Below are 26242 nucleotides of genomic sequence, written 5' to 3'. Positions count from 1 at the left end.
TTTGTAATATAATTTTAGGGAGATAGTTTACAAACATTTGTCTACTCAAACTATGTGGTTTTAGGAAACTTTATCGGCTTTGAAATAGGCTTGATGAGTAATCTTAGCATTTCTAAACATCCTATCTAGCTTCATCAAAGAGGTCATGACGAAGAATCTTTCAGTATAAGACTTTTTTAACGCGTTCCTGAGTAAATCTAACTCAGCTTTTTCAAAATCCACTGTTGTTTTTCTATCAATATCTTTTTCCTTTTCCTCCATACAACATACAGTTTATATCCTATTAAAGATTACTAAAATTTACGATACCTTAAACGTGTTACTAACCATTTCCTTTTTTAAAAACTTCCCTGTAAAGCTATCTTTACATTTTGCTAATCCTTCTGGTGTGCCTGCAAAAACGATATTTCCTCCACCCGAGCCGCCTTCTGGACCTAAATCAACAACATAATCTGCAACTTTTACCACATCTAAATTATGCTCTATCACTAAAACAGTATTTCCCTTATCAACCAAAAGTTGTAGAACGCCTAGTAAAACATTAATATCTTCAAAATGTAGTCCGGTTGTAGGCTCATCTAAAATATAAAAAGTGTTACCTGTATCTTTTTTTGAAAGCTCAGTAGCTAATTTCACCCTTTGCGCCTCGCCACCAGAAAGTGTGGTAGAAGACTGCCCTAAGGTGATATAACCTAAGCCAACATCTTTCAAGGTTTTTATTTTTCTGTATATGGATGGGATATTTTCAAAAAAATCCACAGCATCTTCAATACTCATATCCAGCACATCAGAAATAGATTTACCACGATAGCGTACTTCTAAAGTTTCGCGGTTATAGCGTTTTCCTCCACATTCCTCACAAGGTACTTGCACATCAGGCAAGAAATTCATTTCGATAACCTTCATACCGCCCCCTTGGCAAGCCTCACACCTGCCACCTTTAACATTAAAAGAGAAACGCCCAGGCTTATAACCCCTAATTTGAGCCTCTGGTAAAGCCACAAACAGATTTCTGATATCAGAAAAAACACCTGTATAAGTTGATGGATTTGAGCGTGGTGTACGCCCAATAGGGGTTTGGTCAATTTCTATCACTTTGTCTATATGCTCCAGACCTTTAATTTCCTTATAGGGCATTGGGTGTTTTTTAGCCCTAAAGAAATGTTTATTTAAAATAGGATAAAGCGTTTCGCCTATCAGGGTAGATTTCCCGCTTCCAGAAACACCCGTAACACATATCAACTTCCCTAAAGGAAAATCAACACTTACATTTTTTAGATTATTACCTGATGCTTTTTTAAGCGATAAAACATGTCCGTTTCCGGCTCTTCTTTCTGTTGGGATATGGATACCTTTTTCTCCGTTGAGGTAAGAAGCTGTAAGTGTATGCGTTTTTAAAAGCTCTTGAGGAGTGCCTTGTGCTACAACCTCACCACCATGTACCCCGGCAGATGGGCCCATATCAATCACATAATCAGCTTCTAAAATCATATCCTTATCATGCTCTACCACCAAAACGGTATTGCTTAAGTCTCTAAGATCTTTTAGAGCTTTTATCAAACGGTCGTTATCTCTTTGGTGTAGCCCGATAGAAGGTTCGTCTAAAATGTACATCACATTCATAAGCTGAGAACCTATTTGCGTTGCCAGTCTAATACGTTGCGCTTCACCACCAGAAAGTGTACGAGCAGTTCTATCCAGGGTAAGATATTCCAAGCCTACATCTAATAAGAAACCTATTCTGGCTCTTATTTCTTTCAAAATTTCTTTGGCGATTACATTTTGCCTATCTGAAAGTCTTTCCTCAATACCATCAAACCATTGCTTTAGGTTTTTGATATCCATAGAGGCTAACTCGAAGATATTCTTTTCATCAACCTTAAAATGGAGTGATTCTTTCTTTAAGCGAGCGCCATCACACTCAGGACAGGTTTTAAGAATACGATAACCTTCTAAATCTGTTGCAGCATCTCCCTTTTTCTCGTTTTGTTCTTCCAGCATTTTGATGATACCATCAAACTCTATCTGGTAATTCTCAACATTCCATTTGTTGTACTCTACAGGTACGGTAACCAACTCGTCAGTTCCGTGTAGTAGAATACGAATAGCCTCATCACTTAATTTTTCTATAGGCTGCGATAAAGAGAAACCGTATTTTTTACCTAAAGCTTTAATCACTTGGAATATCCAAGTTTCGCGGTACTCTCCCAAAGGAGCTAAAGCACCATTAAGAATGCTTAATTTCTTATTAGGTATAACCGATTCTTCATCAATATCAAAAACATAACCTAAACCGTCACACTCCGGACAAGCCCCATAAGGAGAATTAAAGGAAAATGTATTAGGCTGTGGTTCGTCATAAGAAATACCTGTGCTTGGGCACATTAAATATTTAGAGAAATGATATACGTTATTCTCTTTGTCTGCTATTTTGATGATGCCTTTGGCTATTTTTAGTGCTTGCTGTATAGAAGCATATAGACGCTTTTTATCATCTTGAGAAACAATTAACCTATCAACAACAGTTTCTATATCGTGGATTTTATAACGATCTACCTGCATTTTAGGTGTTACATCCATAATCTCCCCATCTACCCTCACTTTTAGAAAACCTTGCTTTCTTATCTGCTCAAATAATTCGCGGTAATGTCCTTTTCTACCTTTAACAACAGGTGCTAGAATGTTAATAGGCTTGCCATCAAATTGGGTTAAAATCTGATTTAAGATTTGATCTTCAGACATTTTAACCATTTTCTCTCCAGTATTGTAGGAGTATGCATCGCCAACACGAGCAAACAAGAGACGCATAAAATCATAAATCTCTGTAATAGTACCTACCGTAGACCGAGGGTTTTTAGAAGTAGTTTTTTGCTCTATAGCGATAACGGGACTTAAGCCTGATATTTTATCCACATCAGGACGCTCCATCCCTCCCATAAACTGACGAGAATAGGCAGAGAAAGTCTCCATATAACGCCTTTGCCCTTCGGCATAAATGGTATCAAATGCTAAAGAAGATTTTCCCGAACCACTTAAACCAGTAATAACAACCAGTTGGTTACGCGGAAATGAAATATCTATATTCTTTAAATTATGAACCCTGGCACCATAAACTTCTACTTCTGTTTGTTCGCCAAGGTCAATAGGTTTCTTACTCATAAAAAAGCTTTCTGCTTTAAATAAAGATTTTATTTATGCTTTTGTTTGTTGTTTGTGAGGATTTTCTCGGCTGCAAAAATAACAAAAAAGGCTGGACCGTAGCTCCCAACCCTTCTATTTCATTGTCATTTTAATGGATAAAACTCTTAAACTAATAAACTTCCTTTGGCTACAGTTCGATAATCATATATCTCTGGCTTTCTTATAACCTCTTTCATAAAAAGCAAGACTATTACTCCCCTATAAACAGCCATCCAAACCTGTTTGATGTTTTCTGAATTTCATCATATTATCATAAAAACTATTAATGATTCTCATATAAATTATAAATAAAAATTTATGAATCTAAATCCTAAAATTTGCAAGCGTATTAGAAGCACTGATACTTCTTTAACGCTAAAATCAATATCTCTAAAAAAATGATCTTGGATAAACACCTCAAACAACCTCACATTCAACCTCATCAAACATCAGTATTCAATTTACCAATCATTATCAGCTTATTATTTTGGTTTTCATTTTTAGGAAATTTAAGCTATTTGGCGTATCAATTTCCTAATATGCCAAAATGGGACTATCAAAACCTTATTCGTATAAATGGTTTCACTTTGGTGATTTGGACCACTGTAACCTTTTTTAGTGCTATTTTAAGTAGCTATGCCAGTAACTATCTCAAAGGTTTTAAGTATAAAAACCGCTTCATGATTTTATGTTTTGGTTTTACAATCTCTGTGATGCTTTTTATTGCCTCAAACCATATTGCTTTATTATTAGCATCATGGTTCTCTATGGGTGTCTTTATGTCAAAATTAATAGGTGTAAATGCTTCATGGGGAGAAGCTAAAGAAGCTTCAAAATTTGCTCAAAAATATTTTCTAGCAGGAAGTATATTCTTGAGTGCAGGTGTGCTTTTATTAGCATTTCAATCCAGTAGTCATACCCTTACAGAAATTAACGCTAAGGTTCATCTTATACCTCAACACATGGTTTTGATAGCTGCCGTTTTAATCATCATTGCAGCTATCATTCAATCTGCTATTTATCCTTTTCATCGTTGGTTATTATCTGCCATGACAGCGCCAACACCTGCATCAGCACTTATGCATGCCGGTTTTGTAAATGGGTCTGGCATATTACTATCCTTATTTGCTACCACACTTTTTGCATCAAATACTTTAAATATACTTTTTATTGTGGGTGGTGTTACGGCCATCATCGCTCAGTTTGCTAAATTGATACAAGTGAATGCAAAACAAAAATTAGGCTGCTCTACCATTGCACAAATGGGTTTCATGATTATGCAATGTGGCTTAGGTTTTTTTAACGCTGCTGTGGTACACCTGATTTTACATGGATTTTATAAAGCATATCTATTCCTTTCAGCAGGAGAAAACATCGGTTATCAGGCACCTGAAAACGCAGAAAAAATTAAAATTACACCCTTTCAAGCTTTAGTAGTACTTATTTACGGATTGTTGGGCGCATTTTTATTTATGCAATTAACAGGAAAAGGAATAGCCATAAACAGTAGTATTTTTTTAACACTTATTGTTGCCATTACAGTAGGACAGATTACTTATAATATCGTAAAGCAAAAAAGTCTCTCGCCCATGCAAAAAGCTATTGTACCGCCCGTATTATTCTTTATAGGAATAGGTTTATACGCACTTGTTTACAAAGCGGTTAGCTTATGTATGGCAGATACTCCTATGACTGATGTTGCCCTACCCTTATCAGGAGTACAAATTTTTGTAGGTATCATCTTTCTGATAGGATTTTTCATCATGAAATTGGGGCTTTATCAAAAAATACCTTGGTTGTATGTAAAGCTTCTGAACGACTCTCAACCAGCTAAAAATACAGTGTTAATGTATAAGAACCATTTATGAAGATGAACCCTCAACTCCACTCCAATATCAACAAAGCTTCTGAAGTAATTGGTAAAACTTGGCCACTTTACTCTTTTGTTACTTCTAACCCTTTATCAGGATTTGAAAAATCAAACTTTTTAAGTGCTATTCAGCAGGCTACAAAATACTGGGGAGGATATGCCTTACCCGAAGCATCAGTTTTTGAAGATGCCTGGAAAAATGGAGAGATTAATCAAACCATATTGACTGCCCTTCTGTCTGAAAAAGATTTTAATAAGCAGCCCGAGTTTTATTTGCAACAAATGGCAGAACAATCTCACGAGAAAGGCAAAAATACAAATCATGATATAGATAGCAAGATGTGCAAATGGTTGGCAGCTTTCCTAGATGAAGGTTTTGCAGAATGGGAAATGCCATACAAATCAGATGGTTTTTTTACTGCTTGGAGAAAACTTGCGAAATACGATAAGGAGCTTAACCATACAAGGAAAGATATTCCTATAGATGCAACATCTACAATAGAGCTAGTTTTAAAAGACTATGATGAAAAAGACCAATTAGAAATTTTCAAATATCATATTGCTGCTTTACCAGGCTGGACTGGTTTTATCAAACATAGGGTACAAGGAAATACTGTCTGGCAGCAAAAATATCCTATTAGTTTAGCAGATTACTTAGCTGTTAGGTTATGGATTACCAAAAGCATAGATGTGGAGTTATTACCCTTAGCAAGCACCAAACAACAACAAAATACCGATTTAGAGCTTAAATACATTTGGCTAAGAGCATGGGAACAAAGTTGGCAACAGCAGCTTTCTAAAACTTTAAAACCGAGCTTAAACTTAGGTTCGGTAGAAACTAAAAAGTTACCCGATGCACAATTTGTTTTCTGTATAGATACCAGATCTGAATTGATGAGAAGACACTTGGAAGCTAAAGGAAACTATGAAACTTTTGGTTACGCAGGCTTTTTTGGAATAGCTATGGATTATAAAAATCCAGAAAATGGCTTAATAAGAAAATCTTGCCCTCCTATTGTAAATTCGGCTTATCAAGTTACAGAAATAGCTCAAAAAGGTAAAGAGTTAAAATTGTCTACTTATTTAAAACAAGCAGAAGAGACAAAATTTAGCAACTACTTTTTAAAGAGATTAAAAAACATGTTGCCCTCTGCTTTTGGCTTTGTAGAAATATCAGGCTTATTATATGGCTTATCCTTAACTGCTAGAACAATTTTTCCGGCATATCTAAACAGGATAAAAAAACAGCTTAAACCAAATCATGAACATATTTGTGAAACAAGTATACATGCTTATGAATATATAGAACCAGGAATACCTATAAGTGAGAAAGCAGCTATAGTAAAATCAGCCTTTGATTTATTGGGCTGGAAAGAATTTGCTCCGCTTGTAATTTTTACCGGACATGGCAGTCAATCTGCTAATAATCCTTTTGCATCCAGTTTAGATTGTGGTGCTTGTGCTGCCAGCCCTGGAAGACATAATGCAAGAATGCTGGCTAAGATAGCAAATCAAAATGCAGTAAGAATTTACTTGAAAGAAGTTTACAGAATTGAAATTCCGGATGATACCTTTTTTATGGGTGCAGAGCATAATACGGCAACAGATGAAATTACGCTATTTGATAGCCAAGCACCTGAAAGTCATCAACAACTTATTCAGAAACTAAAAAGCGATTTAAAGCAAGTACAACTAAGTGCTGCTAAAGAAAGACTAGGTACTGATAAAGATGTCGTAAAACTAGCATTAAAAAAATCTAACAATTGGTCTGAAACCAGACCAGAGTGGGGTTTGGCGAGAAACGCAGCATTTATTGTAGGACCAAGAAATCTAACAAAAAACCTCCATTTAGGAGGCAGATGTTTCCTACATTCATACAACTGGGAGACGGATAGTGAGGGAAAAGCTTTAGAAAGTATTATGCAAGGTCCAATGGTGGTTGGGCAATGGATAAATAATCATTATTATTTTTCTACGGTAAATAATGACCAATTTGGAGGCGGTTCTAAAATCACGCAAAACGTTATTGGGAAATTTGGAGTAGTGCAAGGAAATGGTGGAGATTTAAAAATAGGTATCCCACTTCAATCGGTGAAGGCATCTGACCAAAAAAATTATCATCAGCCGCTGAGATTATCTGTGGTTATACAAGCGCCAACAGCCTGGATTATTGATATTATTGAAAGAAATGAGCACATCAAAACTTTACTTGACCATGAATGGATTTATCTGATGGTAATGGATCCGCTTAAAGACAATGATATTAAACTTTATAACAAAAACTGGATTTCAGAAAAAAACCGAGTAGCAGAGCTCATAGCTTGAGTAATAGGCTAATAGAGCACTTTCATCTAATATGATGATATCATATTAAAAGAGAAGAGGCTGTCTCAGAAATCATATTTGTCACATTGAGCGGAGTCTAAATGTTCTCTGATATACTCAATAAAGGCTTCGACTCCGCTCAGCCTGACATAAAGTGGTGATTTGAGACAGCCTCTTCTCTTAAAATACCATCCCAAACCACTAATTTTTTATCTACCAGATAAATAAGGATTTGAAACCTTTTACCACTCTTCATCTAAGGTTGATAAGCCATCAGTTTGCGAGGGTTATTGATTTTATAACCATACTTTTCAGGCTTTTCGATAACCTCTTTCATAGAAATAAGGCTATATACATATCTACCTGTTTCGCGGTTTAGTTTCAACCTGAAGTAGTTATCCTCTCCCTGTCTGTTAATTTGTCTTTGTAAACTTCCTTCGCCAACGTTATAAGCTGCTGCAACCAAAGTCCAGCTATTAAATACTTTATATAAATCTCTCAAGTATTTAGCTGCTGCTACGGTAGAAAGATATACATTGGTACGCTCATCAACCTGACTGTTTACTTTTAAACCGTAACTTCTGGCTGTATGAGGCATAAACTGCCATAAACCTGCTGCACCTTTAGGAGAAACCTTTCCATGAGCCATCCCAGTTTCTACCAAGGGGACATACTTAAAATCTTCAGGAATACCATATTTTTTAAGTACAGGCTCTATCACCGGGAACCACTTTTCTGCTCTTTGGTGTAATTTCAAAGTTTGCAATTGACGAAATGAGTTTGCCTTTAAAGCCCTCCTCATTTTATAATTAATCTTTTCGTCACCCAAAGGGATCATTTCATCAGCAAAACTTAATAATTCTTGAGACTCTTCTTTTGCTATTTTTTCTTCTATAGTCTCAATATTTAACGGATTATTTATCTTATCAAACCCGGTGGAATAGCTGTAACCAAACATTTTTGCAACTAAGCAAACTACCAACATCAAGCTACAAGTTATTATGCTTTTACGCTTCATAAATCTTGTTTTAATTACCACTCAACCTTTAAAAGGCTGCAAATATACAACATATAAATCACATTATCAAACACTTACAAAAACAACGCTTTTTAACCCTTATCAATACATGCTAAAACAGCGTTATTTGTGACCTACAATACAGGTGTTTTTCGGCATAAAAAATTGCATATTTTTTGTACATTTGTAGCCCCTCAGCAGAGGATTAAAACGATAACATGTCATTCAATAAAAACAGGAACAGTCGCGACGACAAGTCCGGAAGAGACAGCAACAAACCTTCCAGATCTTCATCATCAAATAGAAGGCCATCATCAGGCGAAAACTCATCAGACAGAAAATCCAAACCTTACAGCGATAGCAGAGAGAGCTCTGGCAGAGAAAGAAAATCTTACGGAGACAGAAAGCCTTTTGGAGATAAAAAAGAAGGTGGTTTTGGCAGTGAGAGAAAATCTTATGGAGACAGAAAGCCTTTTGGAGATAAAAAAGAAGGTGGTTTTGGCAGTGAGAGAAAACCTTACGGAGACAGAAAACCTTTTGGAGATAAAAAAGAAGGTGGTTTTGGTGGAGAGAGAAAACCTTACGGAGATAGAAAACCTTTTGGAGATAAAAAAGAAGGCGGTTTTGGTGGTGAGAGAAAATCTTACGGAGATAGAAAACCTTTTGGAGATAAAAAAGAAGGCGGTTTTGGTGGTGAGAGAAAATCTTATGGAGATAGAAAACCTTTTGGAGATAAAAAAGAAGGCGGTTTTGGTGGTGAGAGAAAATCTTACGGAGATAGAAAACCTTTTGGAGATAAAAAAGAAGGTGGTTTTGGTGGAGAGAGAAAACCTTACGGAGATAGAAAACCTTTTGGAGATAAAAAAGAAGGCGGTTTTGGTGGAGAGAGAAGAGAGCGTCTGAATGATCAAGAACCACGTCAGTTTAGAAAAAGAGAACCTCAAGGAGAATTTTCTGAGGTAAAAGACGAGCAAGTAAGATTAAGATCCAGACAAACAAAGGGAAATACCAAAAAAGAGGATGATACTATCAGGCTTAATCGTTATATCGCTAATTCTGGAATTTGCTCTAGAAGAAAGGCAGATGAACTGATTGCAGCAGGTGTGGTGAGTGTTAATGGTGTTGTGGTATCAGAACTTGGCGCTAAGGTAAATCCGGCAGTAGATCAAATCCGTTATAATGGAGAGTTATTAAAACGTGAAAAGATGGTTTACGTTTTATTGAATAAGCCAAAAGACTTTATTACCACAACAGACGACCCACAGGAGCGCAAAACCGTAATGGAATTGGTTGATAAGGCCAGTAAAGAGCGTATTTATCCGGTTGGACGATTAGATAGAAATACTACAGGTTTGCTATTAATGACCAATGATGGTGATTTAGCTGAAAAACTATCTCATCCAAGAAATAATATTGTTAAGATTTACAATGTAGAGTTAGAAAGGAACTTAACCCAAGGCGATTTCAATAAAATTGCTTTTGGACTGGAGCTGGAAGATGGCTTTATCAAACCTGATGCTGTAAGCTATGTTACGGGCGGAGCCAGAAATGAAATTGGCATACAAATACATAGTGGTAAAAACAGAATTGTTAGAAGAATTTTTGAGAGTCTTGGTTATGAGGTAGTAAAACTAGACCGTGTTATTTATGCAGGTTTAAGCAAAAAAGATTTACCAAGGGGTAAATGGAGATATTTATCAGAACAAGAAATTATCAACTTAAAACACCTTATTAAATAAATATAAAGGGCAGCCATTTTAATTATTGAGCTGCCCTTTTTATTAACACACTTATTTCAAATTTTTAGTGATTCCCTTCGTCATCAAAATCAGCTCCCAGCATGATGATTTTAGCTGGCTTACCAGCAACTGCTATTTTGCTTTGTTTAGCAAAATTACCACGTTCTAGTTGTATAATTTCTCCACCGTTTGGGTTGGTTACATATACAAAATGCTTCGTAGCAGTAACATTAGGCACTAAAGCTCCGGTACCAAAAGAAACGTTTAACTTTATTTCCTGTAATTTTATCAAAGAAGAACCACTATATAATTGTACGGTACCATCTTCTAATAAAACCAATATGTCTTTACCCTCTGCATCAAATACGGCGCTTCTTATATTATTTGCCGTTACTACTTTGGTAAAACTGTTATTAACAGGGTTTAATACAAAAGCTCCAAATTTGGATTTGAACCCCAGAAATTTTTGTGATCCTTTACCATAATAAATAGTAGAAAGCCAATTGGCTTCGCCTATTTCAGATGGCCAGTTTACAAGACTCTGAGTTCCATCGCTTTTAACAATTAACATCCCGCCAACGGTGCCAAAAATGGCTGTATTACCGTCTCCCGCATCACCATGTATACCTTTGGTAGCAACTGTAGAAGTATGAATTACTTGTCCTGTAGCATTAACAATTTTTACTCGCTCTGGTAAAGCTCCTGAAATACTATTGTCTTTTTGTGTTACCGCATAGGTTCCGTTAGCAAAAACAACTACAGCACCATGGTGTGCTTGGTCTACTACTACATGGTTGGTTTGTGCCTGAGTATGTAATTTATCTTCTGTAACTATACTTAAAGATGCATCACCATCATTAAAAACTGCTATCTCGTTACCTAAAGAGTAAAAATGCGTTGGTTTGGCTGCCAAGGCAGTGGTTAAAGCCCACTTGGGTGTGCCTTTTAAGTGTGCGTGGTCTCCGTGAGCCTCTACACCAGAGTCAAAAAAACTTACATGGTTGTTGGCTGTATTTACTACCCCAGCAAAGCGTTTGCTATTGGTTGGATAAATATTGTTAGCAGCAAATTGTGCCTGAAATGATGATTGTGCTCCATCTTTTGGGTTGATGAAAGTAATGGTCTTGTCTTCGGCATCCGCTACTAGTAATCTTACAAACCTATTTTCTTCTACTTGTTCTGTCTGCATGGTATCGTTATCCTTTTTACAAGCTGCAAACACAGAAATGAATAAAATAATAAGGTAAAATCTAATTTTTGTTGACATAATTATTTTTATAAGTGAAACAATGTTGCAAATATATACAAATGCAATAATGTTGCAAATAAGAAAGCTTTTTATTTTTGTGTTTTACTATGCTGTTGTAATTATGCTCAATCGTTATGGTTTTACCACTCTGGATAGTCATAAAGTTACTTAGTATAATTCTTTTATGGTTCTAACTTTTTGTATCGGATGATTTCAATTTATGTTAGTATTGTAATTTTGCATTTGCAGCTTAATATGCCGATTATTTACTTCCAAACACTTGTGGCTTAGAAGAACAAAATAGAACCTTATGCAACCGGTTTAGAACAAAATAGAACCTATCAGGTCTTATTGGTTCCAAAGCTCTTGCTGCTCAAATAGGTGAAAAATGGTAAAAAACTTGGTTTTTGGTGTTTTCTTCCTTCGGTGTTCCTTCGGATTGCTATGTGTGATCTATGTGTGATGTATGTGTTAGATGGTTAGTTGGTTAGGTGGTTAGTTTGTTAGGTGGTTAGTTTGTTAGTTTGTTAGATAGTTAGTTTGTTAGATAGTGTTGTTCGGTTATGGTAGTGAAACGTATGCTGAACTTCGGGGAATTATGATTTGGTTTCATCTCTTGGATTGAATAGGTTGATCACACGGATTTTGTTAATGTTTTAGCCGCTGAGGGCGCAATTGCACAGAGTTGCCTAAATATTTTTTACCTAGCAGGATATTAGAATTTCTTCAAAGCTTTCATAAATATTCCATTTTGTAAATATTTACCCTTCCTTCTGTTACGTAGAGGGCCTCATAAATACTTAAAAAATTTAAAGCACTACTTTACTTTTCTCAATAACTTCTTCGTAGTAATTTTCATAAATGGGTAAAATCAAACTTAAATCAAATTCTTTTGCTCTTTTAATGGCATTTTCTTTAAAAGTTTGAAGGATTTGGGCGTCTTGTAAAATATAAACTGCATGAGCTGCCATTCCGTCAACATCACCTACATTGTTTAAAAAGCCTGTAACACCATTTACATTAAGCTCTGGTAAGCCTCCGGTATTTGAAGATATTACAGGGACTTTACAAGCCATAGCTTCTAAAGCTGCTAAACCGAAGCTTTCTGATTCTGAAGGCATCAAAAATAAATCTGATACAGATAAAATCTCTTCTACTGCATCTTGTTTGCCTAAAAATCTTACATGTTCACAAACTTGCAACTCGCGACATAATGCTTCACAATTTACACGTTCTGGACCATCGCCAACCATCAATAATTTAGCAGGAACTTTGCTTAAGATTTGTTTGAAAATCTGGATGACATCTTGCGTACGTTTAACTTTTCTGAAATTTGAAGTATGTACCAGAATACGCTCTCCGAATGGCGCAATAGCTTTTTTAAAGTGGTCTTTAGGCTTTAGGCTAAACCTTTGTAAATCTATAAAATTTGGGATAACCCGTATTTCTTTTTGAATATCAAAATGATCGTAGGTAGCTTTTTTCAAATCTTCTGAAACTGCTGTGACCCCATCTGATTGGTTGATAGAAAAAGTAACTACTGGTTTGTAGGTTAAATCTTTACCAACCAAAGTAATATCTGTACCGTGTAGGGTGGTTACAATAGGTATATGTATACCATAAGTAGCCAAAATTTGCTTGGCCATAAAAGCGGCAGAAGCATGTGGAATGGCATAATGTACATGAAGGATATCTAATTTTTCAAACCTTACAACATCTACCATTTTGCTAGAGAGCGCAAGCTCATAAGGTGCATAATCAAACAAAGGATAGTTTGATACTGAAACTTCGTGATAGAATAAGTTTTCTGAAAAGAAATCTAAACGGGCAGGCTGGCTGTAGGTTATGAAATGAACCTGATGACCATGATCAGCAAGTGCTTTACCTAATTCTGTAGCTACAACTCCGCTTCCTCCAAAAGTTGGATAGCAAACTATTCCTATTCTCATTTTTTTATATTAGAACCTACCAGTTATTTTAAGCAAATTAAGTATTTAATCAGGATAGTTATGTTAAGCTTTTGTAACAATTATTGTAGCTTGTTGCTAAAAGAAATAAGCGCCTAAAAAAGCGCTTATTTGATATGGGATTACTTAACTTCTTGCGTTGGCACAAAATCCACTTTTTGGTCTAAGGTATTAAGCTGTTGTTGGGTTTTATCTATTTCTTTTTGAAGTGATTCTACCTTTTTATTTGACTTGCTTAGCGCATCATTTAATTTACGAGCCGCTTTTGCATCTTTTGCCGAAGCTCTTGCAGCTCTATCTGCTTTGGATGATAGCTTAGCATTACCTGGCTTATCACTTAAATTGTCTGAAACTGATTTTGCTTCTTTTGAAGATTTAGATGCCTTATCATTAGCATCTTCCACTTGCTTGGTTAATTCCTGAACTTTCACCAATTCTTTTTCCAGGTCTAATTTTAAACTATTAACCTTTGATGTTAAGCTTAAAACTTGTTCTTGTTTTTCTAGTTTTAAAATATCTGGATTGGTTGTTTTTGGTGAGCAGGCGGCTATTAAAACACTTGCACCTGCTATAAAAGCTATTCTTTTGATCATAGTTATTTGATATTTAATGTAATCATCTACGTATTAAAAGGTGTTTTGGTTCAGAATGTTTTATTTAGTTTTAGAAATTGCTTTGTAAATTTCATCGTGAATACGTGAACGGATATTTAAATCAAGCAACTTATTATTTACTTGTGGATGAACCCGGTTTGATAAAAATATGTAAATGAGTTGATTAGCAGGATCAACCCATACACATGTGCCGGTATAACCAGTATGTCCAAAAGTTTCATCTGAGGCTAAGGCTGATGGATATTTTTTTGACAAATCTGGATCTTTTCTATCAAAACCTAAACCTCTTCTGCTTACTGGTGATTGCTGTTGGGTAAAAAGCATAACCGTTTCTGGTTTTAAAAACTGCTCTCCACCGTAACTGCCTTTGTTAAGGAGCATCTGCATCAAAACTGCTAAATCAGTGGCGTTAGAAAACAAACCGGCATGCCCTGCTACACCGCCTGCCATGGCGGCACCTTGATCGTGTACATAGCCCCAAAGCAATGTTTTTCTAAAATAATTATCTACTTCTGTGGGTACAATTTGTCCTTTTTTAAACTTATCTCTAGGGTTAAAAACCATCGTTTCTAATCCTAGTTTATTGTAAAAATTTTGGGTGATGTAATTTGGGATAGGCTTTTGTGTGATACCTTCTATAATTTCTTTCATAAAATACATACTTAAATCACTGTACACATATTTCCCAGGAGTGGTAAGTGGGCTAGCGAGCATTTGTTTCCACATCACATCACGGTAATAATTGGTATTGATATAAAAACTATCTGCTACTTTAACCGTGTAACGGTCATCCGCTACCCTACTAAAAGCATCCTTTTCTAAATCTTTGTAAAAAGGAATAAAAGGCACAAAACCTGCTTGATGTAGCATCACATCCTTAACCTTAATATTGGCTTTATTGGTGTTTCTTGTTCTAGCAATGTAGGCAGCTAAAGAAGCATCAAGGTTAAGCTTACCTTCCTCTTGCAATTTCATGGCTGCTATAGTAGTGGCTGCAATTTTAGTGATAGATGCTAAATCGAAAATATCATCAACATTCATTAAAGTTGCTGAGGTATAGGTGTGTTTACCATAAGCTTTATTGTAAACAATTTTACCATTTTTAGCTACTAACACTACCGCACCAGGAGCAGCCTTTTTTTGTATGGCCTCTTGGGCAATGGCATCTATATTTTCAAAATCTTTAGTTTTTAAACCCAACTCTTCTGGCAGTGCAAAACCTAATCTTATAGCTTGTGTCTCAAAACCATCATTTATTTTAAATTGATTGCTATAAGTTTGTTTCAGTTTCCCTGAGATAGCTGTACCGCCAAATATAGCTTGTGCAGATATAAAAGCACTTGCCGTATTGGCTTGGCTACTCCATAAGATGGGTTGTTTAAAACCTTCAAGTTTTGTAAGTAATTCCCCATCGCCCATAAAATTTATTACGACACTTTTTTTGGTTGCCAAATCTTTAACAAAACTTATTATTTGAGGCTGATTTAAAATTTTATTTGTTAAAGTAAGGATAATGAGATTATAAAATTTTAAATCATCTTCTAATCCATTTAAATCATTAAAAAAAGCATTTCCATTTTCTGTGTGGATACTATGGTATTTACCTAATATGCTATCTAGAAGTGTGGCTTCTTGAAAATCAAAAGTTACACTGGCTATTTTTAAATTTTGTAAAGATTTTAAAGGAATAATTTGCTGCTGATTATTTAAAAGTACCAAACTTTTATGGGCTTCTTGTATTTGTTCTAAGCTAAAATTTTGATTTTGGCGGGCTTGACCGCAAGCCTGAATGGCTAAAAAAAATACTAAGGCTACTAAACTTAAAAAATGTTTCATACTGTTTAAACGACCAGCTTTTTATTTTGTTGGATACTCTATTTTAAAATAATTGTTAAAATAAATATTAAATAGGCACTTATCTCATTTAAATTTAAAAAAAGGGATATTACTGATTAAAGCCTTAAAATTTTAATAAATTAGCGACATCTTAGATATGCCAGATATAATACAACTTTTACCAGATTCGGTTGCTAACCAGATTGCCGCTGGCGAGGTAGTACAAAGACCTGCTTCTGCTGTAAAAGAACTCATAGAAAATGCGATAGATGCCGGTGCCGATAAAATACAACTGATTGTTAAAGATGCTGGCAAAACCCTTATCCAGATTATTGATAATGGCTGCGGCATGAGTGCAACAGACGCAAGAATGTGTTTTGAGCGGCATGCTACATCAAAAATTAGGAAAGCTGAGGATTTATTTGCGATTAAAACCATGGGCTTTAGAGGCGAAGCTATGGCTTCTATTGCTGCTATTGCCCAAGTGGAGCTAAGGAGCAGAAGGCATGAAGACGAATTAGGAACCAAACTGGTGATTGAAGGCTCGGAAGTTTTAAGTCAGGAACCCTGTGCTGCAACTGCTGGTACATCTATATCGGTTAAAAATCTGTTTTACAATATCCCTGCAAGGAGAAACTTTTTAAAAAGCAACCCCGTAGAGATACGTCATATTATTGATGAATTTCAGCGGGTAGCACTAGCACATCCAGAAATACATTTTACCCTTCACCATGATGGGCAAGAGGTTTACCATTTGCCGCAAACACAACTTAAGCAACGCATTATCCATCTTTTAGGGAATAATTATAACGAAAGGCTTGTCCCTTTGGACGAGGAAACCAGCATTATTGAAGTAAAAGGTTTTATTGGTAAACCGTCTTTTGCTAAGAAAACACGTGGCGATCAGTTCTTTTTTGTAAACAAACGTTTCATTAAGGATCCGTATTTAAACCATGCAGTGATGACCGCTTACGAGGATTTATTGCCCGATGACTGTTTCCCGCTATATGTTTTATTTATTGAGATAGACCCTTCTAAAATCGACATCAATGTTCATCCTACTAAGACAGAAATTAAATATCAGGATGAAAAAGCTATTTATGCCATCATCCGCTCTGCTGTAAAGCGCTCGTTAGGTCGGTATAATATTACACCTACTTTAGATTTTAATCAGGAAACTGGTTTTGAAAGAATGATATCTCAGAAGCCATGGGAAGATATAACACCGCCAGCCATACAGTTTAATCCGGATTTTAACCCTTTTGCGGATGAAAAGAAAAAAGATAGAGAAATACCTTTTTTAAGAGATTTAGGAGAAAAAAAAGCTATCCCACAAAATTGGGATACATTATATGAGATAAACAAAGAACAAAAGTCTGTTCAAACTTTTTTTGATTTAGATTCATCATCAAATACTATTTCATCGGCCGTAAATGGTGTTACAGAAACAGCAGCTTTAAACAGACAGGTTTTTCAGCTACATCATAAATATATCATTTCTTCTATAAAATCTGGCTTTATGCTGATTGACCAACAGGCAGCACATGAGCGTATTTTATATGAGCGTTTTTTGGCGCAGTTAGAAAACCATAAAGGTTTAAGCCAACAAAGTTTGTTTCCGCAAACCATCACTTTAAACACCACAGATTACGCTTTGGTAACCGAATTGCTTCCTGCTTTTCAGGCTTTAGGTTTCCAGATCAGAGAATTTGGCAAAAATACCTTGGTTATAGAAGGTGTACCGGCAGATATTCCGGAAAACAACAATTTGGCTACCATGATGGAAGAATTAATTGAAGGTTTTAAAAACAATCATACCGTTTTAAAGCTTGATAAGAGGGATAATTTGGCGAGAACACTTGCTAAAAATGCAGCCATCAAAAGTGGTGTTAAATTAAGCGAGGAGGAGATGGTAGATTTAATAGACCAACTGTTTGCTTGCCAGATGCCGGGCATCGCCATTAATGGCAAACAAATTATAGTAAAAATAAGCTTAGAAGAATTAGCAGAACGCTTTAACAAAGGCTAGTAGTATGAGAGAATTTAGGCCATTAGGCAACACTATATTTCCACCGGTTGTAAAAAACTTACTGATTATCAATGGTATTGTTTTTTTAGCAACAAATGTTTTTCAAAATAGCTTAGGCTTTGATATGTATCAGCATTTTGCGCTGTACTATTACGAGTCGCCAAATTTTAGGATATGGCAATTTATAACGCATTTATTTATGCATGGAGATTTTATGCATATTTTTTCTAATATGCTGGCTTTATGGATGTTTGGCGCTGTACTAGAAAATTTCTTTGGCTCTAAAAAATTCTTACAATACTATATTTTAACTGGGCTAGGTGCTGCTCTTTTACATACCGGAGTGCAGTATATAGAACTTTCATCTTTTATAGAAAACTCAAGAGATTATTTAGCCAACCCAACCCTTGGACGTTTTGGACAGTTTATTGAGAATGCAGTTCCAGAAAATTATCAGCGTGATTTTAACAGTTTATATAACTTTTGGCAGGCAGACCCAACAAGTTTAAACGCAAAAAACAACTCGGTTGAGCTGGTGAGACAACTTACAGCTATTAAAACTAATATCCCTACAGTTGGTGCTTCTGGTGCTGTTTTTGGTTTATTATTAGCTTTTGGGATGTTATTTCCTAATGCGCTTATATACTTGTATTTCTTTTTCCCGTTAAAGGCTAAATACTTCGTATTTTTTTATGGTTTGTTTGAACTTTATAGCGGTATAGCCAACAACCCGGGCGATAATGTAGCACACTTTGCCCATTTGGGAGGCATGCTTATCGGTTTTATTTTGATAAAACTGTGGCGAGTGAGAAGGCCCGGCGATTTTTATTATTAAACATCAATCAATTGGATTAATTAAATTAGCACTATGAATACCATCCAAGAATTACGGTATAAAATTTTTAACTCGGGCAGTAGGGTAAATCTTTTTATTGGGATAAATGTGATTGTATTTGTTGCTTTTAACCTGATCAGGGTTGTACAATGGTTGTTTACCAGACAAACTACGGTGTATCAAACCATTATTGATTATTTAGCTGTACCCACTTATACCAAAGAGCTCTTATTTAAATTTTGGACACCCTTTACCTATATGTTTTTACATCATGGGGTGTTTCATATTCTTTTTAATATGCTTTGGCTGTTTTGGATGGGAAGAATTTTTGAAGAGTTTTTAAACGCTAAAAAGTTAACTTTTGTGTATTTAGCCGGAGGCTTGGCAGGAGCCTTTTTATTCATCATCAGTTATAATTTTCTTCCTGCTTTTTCTGACCAAGTGATGTTTGCAACTGCTGTAGGGGCATCTGCTGCTGTTACTGCTATTATTGTAGCTACAGCAACTTTATTACCAGATTATACTATTTCTTTACTGCTTTTTGGGCCTGTAAAACTCAAATGGATTGCTTTAATTTACATTGTTTTAGATATCATCAGTTTGGCTGGAGCTAATGCTGGAGGGCATGTAGCGCATTTAGGAGGTGCTATTTTTGGTTTCTTCTATATCAAATCTTTACAAAATGGTAATGATTGGAGTAAGCCTTTTATGAAGTTGTTTAAACCTCGTAAGAAGTTAAAAGTAGTTTCAACAAATTATGGCAAACCGTATCAAGAAACTTTCCATCCAGACCAAAAAACTATCGATGAAATTTTAGATAAAATATCGCAATCGGGTTATGAAAAGCTAACCAAAAGAGAGAAAGAAATTTTATTTAGAGCCAGCAAAAGCAATGAGGAAAAATAAAAAAATAAGTCTTGTTAGTAAGGTTATTCTCTTTTTTAATATACTAGCAGTTGTTGGCTTATTTTTAAGCTATCTGGCAAAATACACTAATCCTATAACTTACTGGTATATTCCCTTTTTTGGGTTATCTTATCCCATCATCTTACTTATCAATATTGTTTTTATGATGTATTGGATGATGAGAAAAAAGTGGTATGCACTTCTTTCCTTATCTACGATTTTAATAGGTTATGATGCCTTTAATTCAAGCATTGGTTTAAGAGGAAAAAAAGAAACTACTTTCTTAAATGATAGTGCTTCAATAAAGCTGATGACTTATAATGTTCATTATTTTAAAAGGTTTGGTTTAGCGTTAGATACTTTTACACGAAACGGGATATTAAATATTTTAAGACAAGAGCAACCAGATATTATTGGCTTCCAAGAATTTTTTACCCGAAAAAAGGGCAAGTATAATATTAAAGATTCTGTATTAACTATTCTTAACACTCCATATTATCAGTATAATACTACATCGGGTAATGATTATGAATCTTCTGGTATTGCTGTATTTAGTAAACTACCGATTTTAAATAAAGGAGACATCCATTTGATGGATGAAAATGGTGGAAACCAAGGAGTTTGGATAGATGTAAAGAAAAACAATCAAGTATTTAGGGTATTTGTTGTTCATTTAGCATCCATATCCTTTCAGCCAGAGGATTATAATGATTTCAATAATCTAAAAAAAGAACTCGATACCAAAAGAGATTTAAATACAGGTAAAAGAATCATCAAAAGACTAAAGAATGCTTTTATAGAAAGAAGTAATCAAGTTAAAAATTTACAAATTTATATTGATTCTTGTAAGACACCATACATCATCATGGGTGATTTTAATGATACACCGGTTTCCTATACTTTACAAAGCTTAAAAAAGAATATGAAAAATAGCTTTGAAGAAAAAGGTAGTGGGCTAGGAATTACCTATAACGGAGATTTCCCTAATTTTCAGATAGATTATATCTTGGCTTCACAAGAATTTGATTTTAAAACTTATAAAATCATCAAAAAAGAGTTTTCAGACCATTATCCTGTTACTTCGCATGTAACTTTAGCAGATTAATTTAAACCATCATCAAAATTCGTATTTTGCGCCATGCACAACAATCTTACTATTTATAATACCCTATCCAGAAAGAAAGAAGAATTTAAGGCTTTAAACCCACCTTATGTAGGCATGTATGTTTGCGGACCAACCGTTTACAGCGATGTACATTTAGGCAACTGCCGTACTTTTATTTCTTTTGATTTGATTTATAGATACCTCAAGCATTTAGGGTACACGGTAAGATATGTTAGGAATATTACGGATGCTGGCCACTTAGAAGGCGATGGCGATAGTGGGGAAGATAAAATCTCTAAAAAAGCAAAACTGGCATCTTTAGAACCTATGGAAATTGTACAACAATACACCAATGGTTTCCATAACATGATGGCCGTATTTAATGTTTCGCCACCTAGCATAGAGCCAACAGCTACCGGTCATATTATTGAGCAGATAGAAATGGTGAAAACCATTTTAGAAAAAGGTTTTGCTTATGAGGTTAATGGCTCGGTATATTTTGATGTCGAAAAATATAACCAAAAGCAAGATTACGGTGTTTTAAACAATCGTAAACTAGAAGACTTATTAAACAATACCAGAGATTTAGGCGGCCAGGATGAGAAAAAAGGTAAACTTGATTTTGCCCTTTGGATAAAAGCTAAGCCAGAGCACTTGATGCAGTGGCCTTCTCCGTGGGGAATGGGTTTCCCGGGTTGGCATTTAGAATGCTCTGCCATGAGTAATAAATACTTGGGAGAGCAATTTGACATACATGGTGGTGGTATGGATTTAGCACCCACGCATCACACCAATGAAATTGCCCAAAATGTGGCTTCTTGCGGCAAGCATCCGGCTAATTATTGGATACATACCAATATGCTTACGGTTAACGGGCAAAAAATGTCTAAATCTTTAGGAAATAGCTTTTTACCACATGAACTTTTCTCTGGTCAACATACCCTACTGCAAAAAGGGTATAGCCCAATGGTGGTTAAGTTTTTCATGTTGCAAGCACATTACAGAAGCACTTTAGACTTTTCTAACGAGGCACTAGACGCCAGCGAGAAAGGCTTTAAAAGGTTAATGGCTGCATTAGCCCTATTAGATAAAGTTAAAACATCTAGCCAGTCTGAAGTTGATGTTAAGGCTTTAGAAGAAAAGTTTGCTAAGGCTATGAATGATGATTTTAACTCGCCCATTCTTATTGCCGAACTTTTTGATGCTGTTAGGATAATCAATTCTATTTACGATGGAAAAACAGCTATCTCTGCTGATGATTTAACTGCTTTAAAAAATCTTATCCAAACTTATGTTTTTGATATTTTAGGTTTACAAGACGAAAATCAAGCGCATGATATAGAGCCTTTGATTAGTTTCCTGATTAATATCCGTAAAGAAGCCAAAGAAAACAAAGACTATGTAACTTCTGACAAGATAAGAATAGGTTTACAGGAGATTGGTTACCAGTTAAAGGATAGTAAAGAAGGTACAACATGGTCTAAAATTTAGCGTTTCAGCAATAATGATTAGAAAAATAATTTATTTTATTCTTGTTTTATGCTTTAGTATCCCTGCTTTAGCACAAAAAGCAGATGGTACAATACAATCTTTAATCAATACTGAGGATTTTTTTAATCTTCTGGTAAAAAAACAAGGCATACAAAAAGGCTTTCTCAAATTTGCTGATGCTAAGGGTATTGTTTTTAGACCTGGCCCTGTTGATATGAGAAAGTATTATGCTGAAAATAGCGAATCAGCATATCAAATAAGTTGGAAACCAGAATATGCCAGAATATCTAAAGAAGGTGATTTAGCCTTTACCACAGGGCCTTATGAGTTAGTTTCTGCTCAAGATACCACTTATGGCCATTACCTCTCTATCTGGAAAAACGACCACAGCAAATGGAAGTTATGGTTAGATGTAGGCATTACCCATGCTAAACCTCCTACGGTTTTAAAGTATGAATATTATGACCCCTCTAACTATAAATATCCCAAATTATTAGGCCCTCAAAAAATTCAGATGCGTGAGGATATTGTCTTTAATACCGATATTCTTCTAGGGAAAGCACTTAAGCTATCAGGAAGTAAAAATTTTAAAGAATTTTATGACCCTGAGGTAAGATTGTATTTCCCGGAATATTTACCCGTAATTGGCAAGTTAAAAGCTTTAGATTTTATTGATAAAAAGGAGTTAAACATTATCTCTAACCCAATTACCGCTGAAAGAGCAATAAGTGGCGATTTAGCCTTCACCTATGGCGATGCCAGTATTAACCAGGAAAAATACCATTATGTAAGGGTTTGGAAGCTGGATGATGATATGAAATGGAATATTATTTTAGATGTTTACACTAAATAATACGCTGGTTAAAACAGGCCTTCTATAATATCTTCTATACTTATACCTTCTGCTTCGGCTTTGTAATTTTTTACCATACGATGTCTTAAAATTGCGGTTGCTACGGCTTGTACATCTTCAATATCTGGAGAATACTTACCATGGATAGCTGCATGGCATTTAGCACCTACCACTAAAAACTGAGAAGCTCTAGGGCCTGCGCCCCAAGTTACATATTTCTTTATGGCATCGGTAGCCATGGTTCCTTGTGGTCTGGTTTTGGCTACCATCGCCACGGCATATTCTACCACGTGGTCTGTTACCGGAATATTTCTTACCAATTGTTGGAAATAGGTAATCTGCTCGGCATTGATAATTTTTCTCAAATCCTGAACTTTGGTACCTGTTGTATTTTTTACGATAGCTATTTCATCCTCAAAAGAAGGATAATCTAAACTTACATTAAACATAAACCTATCTAGTTGGGCCTCTGGTAAAGGATATGTACCCTCTTGTTCTATAGGGTTTTGAGTTGCCAACACAAAGAAAGGTTTTGGTAAAGCATGTGTAACACCAGCGGCAGTAACAGCTTTCTCTTGCATAGCTTCTAATAAAGCAGCCTGCGTTTTAGGTGGCGTTCTGTTAATCTCATCGGCCAAAATAATATTGGCAAACACAGGTCCCTTAATGAATTTAAAAACTCTTTCTTCGCCCAAAATTTCGCTTCCAATGATATCAGAAGGCATTAAATCTGGTGTAAATTGTATTCGGTTAAAAGATAAATCTAGTACCCTGGAGACGGTTTGTACCAATAAAGTTTTAGCTAAACCTGGTACACCAACCAATAAGCAATGGCCATTGCTAAAAACAGATATTAATACTGCTTCAACAACTTTGTCTTGCCCTACTATCACCTTAGAAATCTCTTTCCTGATTTCTTTGTAGGATAAACATAATGCATCAATAGCCTCTACTTCTGACTGATATTTATTCATTATTAGCTGTTACTGGTTTGGTTATCCATTCTTGCAAAACATCACAAGATTGAAATTCTTTATCTATTTTAATATAACTTGCTTTTCTTCTTTTCTCAAACCACTCGCTTACTACCTTATTTACTTTAGTTTCGTAAGCAGCTTCTTTAAGTTTTGGTAAATCTTGCTCTAAATTAGCTTTATGAGGTGGGGTTTTAGATCTTAAATATAAAAAACGATAGCCTTTTTTACCTCTGGCATCAGTAAAAATTTCTGGCTTAGAATAAGATCCAACTTTCATGGTATCTACAACCAAAAATACTGATGGGTCTAACTTATCGGTAGGAATAAATGTAGTTCTATTAGAACTCTCGTAATTTAAAATCATCCCACCATTATACTTGGTATCGTTATTATCAGAATACAGAGATGCGGCTGTAGAAAAATCCATCTTTTTATCTATAACTTTTTTGTAAATAGAGTCTATTTCTACTTTGGCTCTGTCTAAAGAAGCCGGAGTTGTTTCTGGTATAATGAGAATATGTCTTGCTCTTACTTGCTCGCCTTTTCTTTCTAGAACTTCTAAAAAGTGGAAACCAAATTCTGTTTCAAAAACAGGAGACATTTCTTTCTCTTTGAGTTTAAAAGCCCAGGCTGTAAATTCTTTTGCCATGGTTTGTCTATCAAAAGAAGGTAGCTCTCCACCATCGGCTGCAGAGCCAGGATCTTGAGAATATAACCTCGCTAAGGTTGCAAAGTTATCGCCACTTTTAACTCTTAAACGTAAAGCTTCTGCTTTGTCTCTATAAAATTCTTTCTCTTTTTTAGTTAGCTCGGGATAAACCACCAATTCTCCTACTTCTACTTCGGTATTAAAGGTAGGAAGCGAGTCTTTAGGAATGTCGTTAAAAAATCTTCTTACATCTAAAGGCGTTACCTCTACCTTTTCAGTGATTTTAGCCTGCATTTTTTGAGCTACCAATTGCTCTCTGATATCTGGTCTGATTTCATCTTTATACTGTAAAACAGAGCGCCCTAAGAATTCTTCTAACCTATCTTGCCCACCTGCGTTAGCAATAGATCTACGCATTCTTCTGTCGATTTCTTCATCCACTTCATCATCATTAACCGTAATAGAATCTATAACGGCTTGTTGCGATAGCAGTTTCTGGCTCAACATATTTTGTAAAATATAGCATTTAATACCAGGGTCTGGCTTGGTACCTTGCACTAAGTATTGCGCATATTGTTGGTCAACCTCAGATTGTAAAATCACATTATCGCCCACCACGGCAACTACTTTGTCTATTACCTTCTTTTGTGCCAGAAGGCTGTTACTTACTAAAAGTAGCGCTATTATTAAATAATTTTTCATTTCTTGTACACTTCTAATTCGTTATTTTTTTGAGCCTCCTGAAAAACTTCTCTTTCCATTTGGCTTATTAACTTCAGCTTACGCTGATTTAGTATTAAATTTTTAATATTCTCTTTTTCAAACGCTAAAGGCGATAAGCTATCGCGAAATTTAGAGCCTCGCAAAATTAGGAGATATAATGTATTATTTTCAGAAATCTGAAAAATACGGTTTAATGTTTCGTAATTATACGATCCAATTTTTGATATGGGTAGTGTTTTCTCCAGTTCATCAATATAATGCCAGCTGGTATCCATTAAAGAAAATGCTGGCGAGTACTTAAAACAATATTTCTCAAGTAAATCTCTGTCTCTAACATCTTTAGAGGTAAAAAGCTTTTTCACCATATCTATTTTAGGCGCCTTATCACTAAGTTTGATGTAAGAGACCTTTAATATCGGTTTTTTTAATTGAAAGTTCTTCTTATGCTCTTCATAATATTTCGCAATTTCTTCTTCGGTAACAGTGGTATCCAACTTTTGGTTAATTAATTCTTGCTCGTACTGGAAACGGATGAGAGATTTACGGTAATTTTCAAGCTGCTCTTGGATATATTTTTCATCAACTTGGATGTTTTCCTCTGCTTGATGTTGTAAGACCATATCATGCTGCCATTGGTCTATAAAGCCTCTTACAATGGCTATGCTATCATTACCATGGATATTTGGAGGGACTATACCTTCGATATCTTTAGCGTAAAGATATTTATCATAGGCTCTTGCTATGGGCTGCTCTTCATTGCTGGTAAACTTGCCACAAGAGGCAAAAGCAACTGAAATAGCCAAACAAAAAATGCGAAGTATATAGTTATTCATGAATTTAAACGAATGTAAAGTCTTTTTATGTAAAACATGAAGC

19 protein-coding genes are annotated in these 26242 nt (G+C 35.4%); 9 read left to right on the top strand and 10 right to left on the bottom strand.

All coding sequences use genetic code 11. The features are described 5' to 3' along the window. Positions 1–60 precede the first annotated feature (60 nt). On the bottom strand, positions 61–261 hold the full coding sequence (locus tag H510_RS0115460) for a hypothetical protein (RefSeq protein WP_026905136.1): 201 nt from the start codon (positions 259–261) through the stop codon (positions 61–63). Positions 262–300: 39 nt separating this feature from the next. After that, complete coding sequence (uvrA, locus tag H510_RS0115455) at positions 301–3159, bottom strand: excinuclease ABC subunit UvrA (RefSeq protein ID WP_026905135.1); 2859 nt, start codon at positions 3157–3159, stop codon at positions 301–303. Positions 3160–3578: 419 nt separating this feature from the next. Here uvrA and H510_RS19175 point away from each other — a divergent pair, with 419 nt between their 5' ends. After that, positions 3579–5048, top strand: a complete 1470-nt coding sequence (locus H510_RS19175) for a proton-conducting transporter transmembrane domain-containing protein (protein ID WP_051291319.1) — start codon at positions 3579–3581, stop codon at positions 5046–5048. Further along, complete coding sequence (locus H510_RS0115445) at positions 5045–7375, top strand: DUF2309 domain-containing protein (protein WP_211226592.1); 2331 nt, start codon at positions 5045–5047, stop codon at positions 7373–7375. Before H510_RS19175 ends, H510_RS0115445 begins: the two co-directional genes overlap by 4 nt. 256 nt (positions 7376–7631) lie before the next feature. Here the strand turns inward: H510_RS0115445 and H510_RS0115435 are convergent, their stop codons facing one another. Beyond that, entirely contained in the window at positions 7632–8393 is a 762-nt protein-coding gene (locus tag H510_RS0115435; protein WP_026905132.1) for a lytic transglycosylase domain-containing protein, read from the bottom strand. Positions 8394–8611: 218 nt separating this feature from the next. Here H510_RS0115435 and H510_RS0115430 point away from each other — a divergent pair, with 218 nt between their 5' ends. After that, complete coding sequence (locus tag H510_RS0115430; protein ID WP_026905131.1) at positions 8612–10132, top strand: pseudouridine synthase; 1521 nt, start codon at positions 8612–8614, stop codon at positions 10130–10132. Positions 10133–10196: 64 nt separating this feature from the next. Here the strand turns inward: H510_RS0115430 and H510_RS0115425 are convergent, their stop codons facing one another. The 4 genes from H510_RS0115425 to H510_RS0115410 form a co-directional block, all read right to left on the bottom strand. Next, complete coding sequence (locus tag H510_RS0115425; protein WP_026905130.1) at positions 10197–11399, bottom strand: hypothetical protein; 1203 nt, start codon at positions 11397–11399, stop codon at positions 10197–10199. A gap of 791 nt (positions 11400–12190) precedes the next feature. Then, positions 12191–13330, bottom strand: coding sequence for an N-acetyl-alpha-D-glucosaminyl L-malate synthase BshA (gene bshA / locus H510_RS0115420; RefSeq protein WP_026905129.1), 1140 nt, complete (start codon positions 13328–13330; stop codon positions 12191–12193). A 140-nt stretch (positions 13331–13470) separates the two neighbouring features. After that, the gene (locus H510_RS0115415) at positions 13471–13941 is read right to left on the bottom strand and encodes a hypothetical protein (protein WP_051291317.1); all 471 of its coding nucleotides are present in this window, start codon (positions 13939–13941) and stop codon (positions 13471–13473) included. Between the two features lie 60 nt (positions 13942–14001). Then, entirely contained in the window at positions 14002–15798 is a 1797-nt protein-coding gene (locus H510_RS0115410; protein ID WP_026905127.1) for a serine hydrolase domain-containing protein, read from the bottom strand. A gap of 157 nt (positions 15799–15955) precedes the next feature. Here H510_RS0115410 and mutL point away from each other — a divergent pair, with 157 nt between their 5' ends. From mutL to H510_RS0115380, 6 genes are read left to right on the top strand one after another with little or no spacing between them, the layout of a single operon-like run. After that, entirely contained in the window at positions 15956–17827 is a 1872-nt protein-coding gene (mutL, locus tag H510_RS0115405) for a DNA mismatch repair endonuclease MutL (protein ID WP_026905126.1), read from the top strand. Between the two features lie 4 nt (positions 17828–17831). Further along, on the top strand, positions 17832–18662 hold the full coding sequence (locus H510_RS0115400) for a rhomboid family intramembrane serine protease (RefSeq protein ID WP_051291315.1): 831 nt from the start codon (positions 17832–17834) through the stop codon (positions 18660–18662). 33 nt (positions 18663–18695) lie between these two features. Further along, on the top strand, positions 18696–19568 hold the full coding sequence (locus tag H510_RS0115395) for a rhomboid family protein (protein ID WP_026905124.1): 873 nt from the start codon (positions 18696–18698) through the stop codon (positions 19566–19568). Beyond that, positions 19555–20673, top strand: coding sequence for an endonuclease/exonuclease/phosphatase family protein (locus H510_RS0115390; protein ID WP_026905123.1), 1119 nt, complete (start codon positions 19555–19557; stop codon positions 20671–20673). Before H510_RS0115395 ends, H510_RS0115390 begins: the two co-directional genes overlap by 14 nt. Positions 20674–20706: 33 nt before the next feature. Then, complete coding sequence (cysS, locus tag H510_RS0115385) at positions 20707–22164, top strand: cysteine--tRNA ligase (RefSeq protein ID WP_026905122.1); 1458 nt, start codon at positions 20707–20709, stop codon at positions 22162–22164. A 13-nt stretch (positions 22165–22177) separates the two neighbouring features. Further along, positions 22178–23017 (top strand): hypothetical protein, encoded by an 840-nt coding sequence (locus tag H510_RS0115380; protein ID WP_026905121.1) that lies wholly within the window; start codon positions 22178–22180, stop codon positions 23015–23017. A gap of 8 nt (positions 23018–23025) precedes the next feature. On the opposite strand, the gene H510_RS0115375 is transcribed toward H510_RS0115380, so the two are convergent. The 3 genes from H510_RS0115375 to H510_RS0115365 are packed head-to-tail and all read right to left on the bottom strand — an operon-like array spanning position 23026 to position 26199. After that, a complete protein-coding gene (locus H510_RS0115375; RefSeq protein ID WP_026905120.1) occupies positions 23026–23991 on the bottom strand; it encodes an AAA family ATPase in 966 nt (321 codons plus the stop codon). Further along, entirely contained in the window at positions 23984–25345 is a 1362-nt protein-coding gene (locus H510_RS0115370) for a peptidylprolyl isomerase (RefSeq protein ID WP_026905119.1), read from the bottom strand. The genes H510_RS0115375 and H510_RS0115370 overlap by 8 nt, the downstream gene beginning before the upstream one ends. Then, complete coding sequence (locus tag H510_RS0115365) at positions 25342–26199, bottom strand: peptidylprolyl isomerase (RefSeq protein WP_026905118.1); 858 nt, start codon at positions 26197–26199, stop codon at positions 25342–25344. The genes H510_RS0115370 and H510_RS0115365 overlap by 4 nt, the downstream gene beginning before the upstream one ends. Between the last annotated feature and the right edge of the window lie 43 nt (positions 26200–26242).

It is taken from the genome of Pedobacter glucosidilyticus DSM 23534, assembly GCF_000425145.1.
In the GTDB taxonomy this organism is placed as follows: Bacteria; Bacteroidota; Bacteroidia; order Sphingobacteriales; family Sphingobacteriaceae; genus Pseudopedobacter; species Pseudopedobacter glucosidilyticus.
This window is presented reverse-complemented; position numbering and strand designations above follow the sequence as displayed.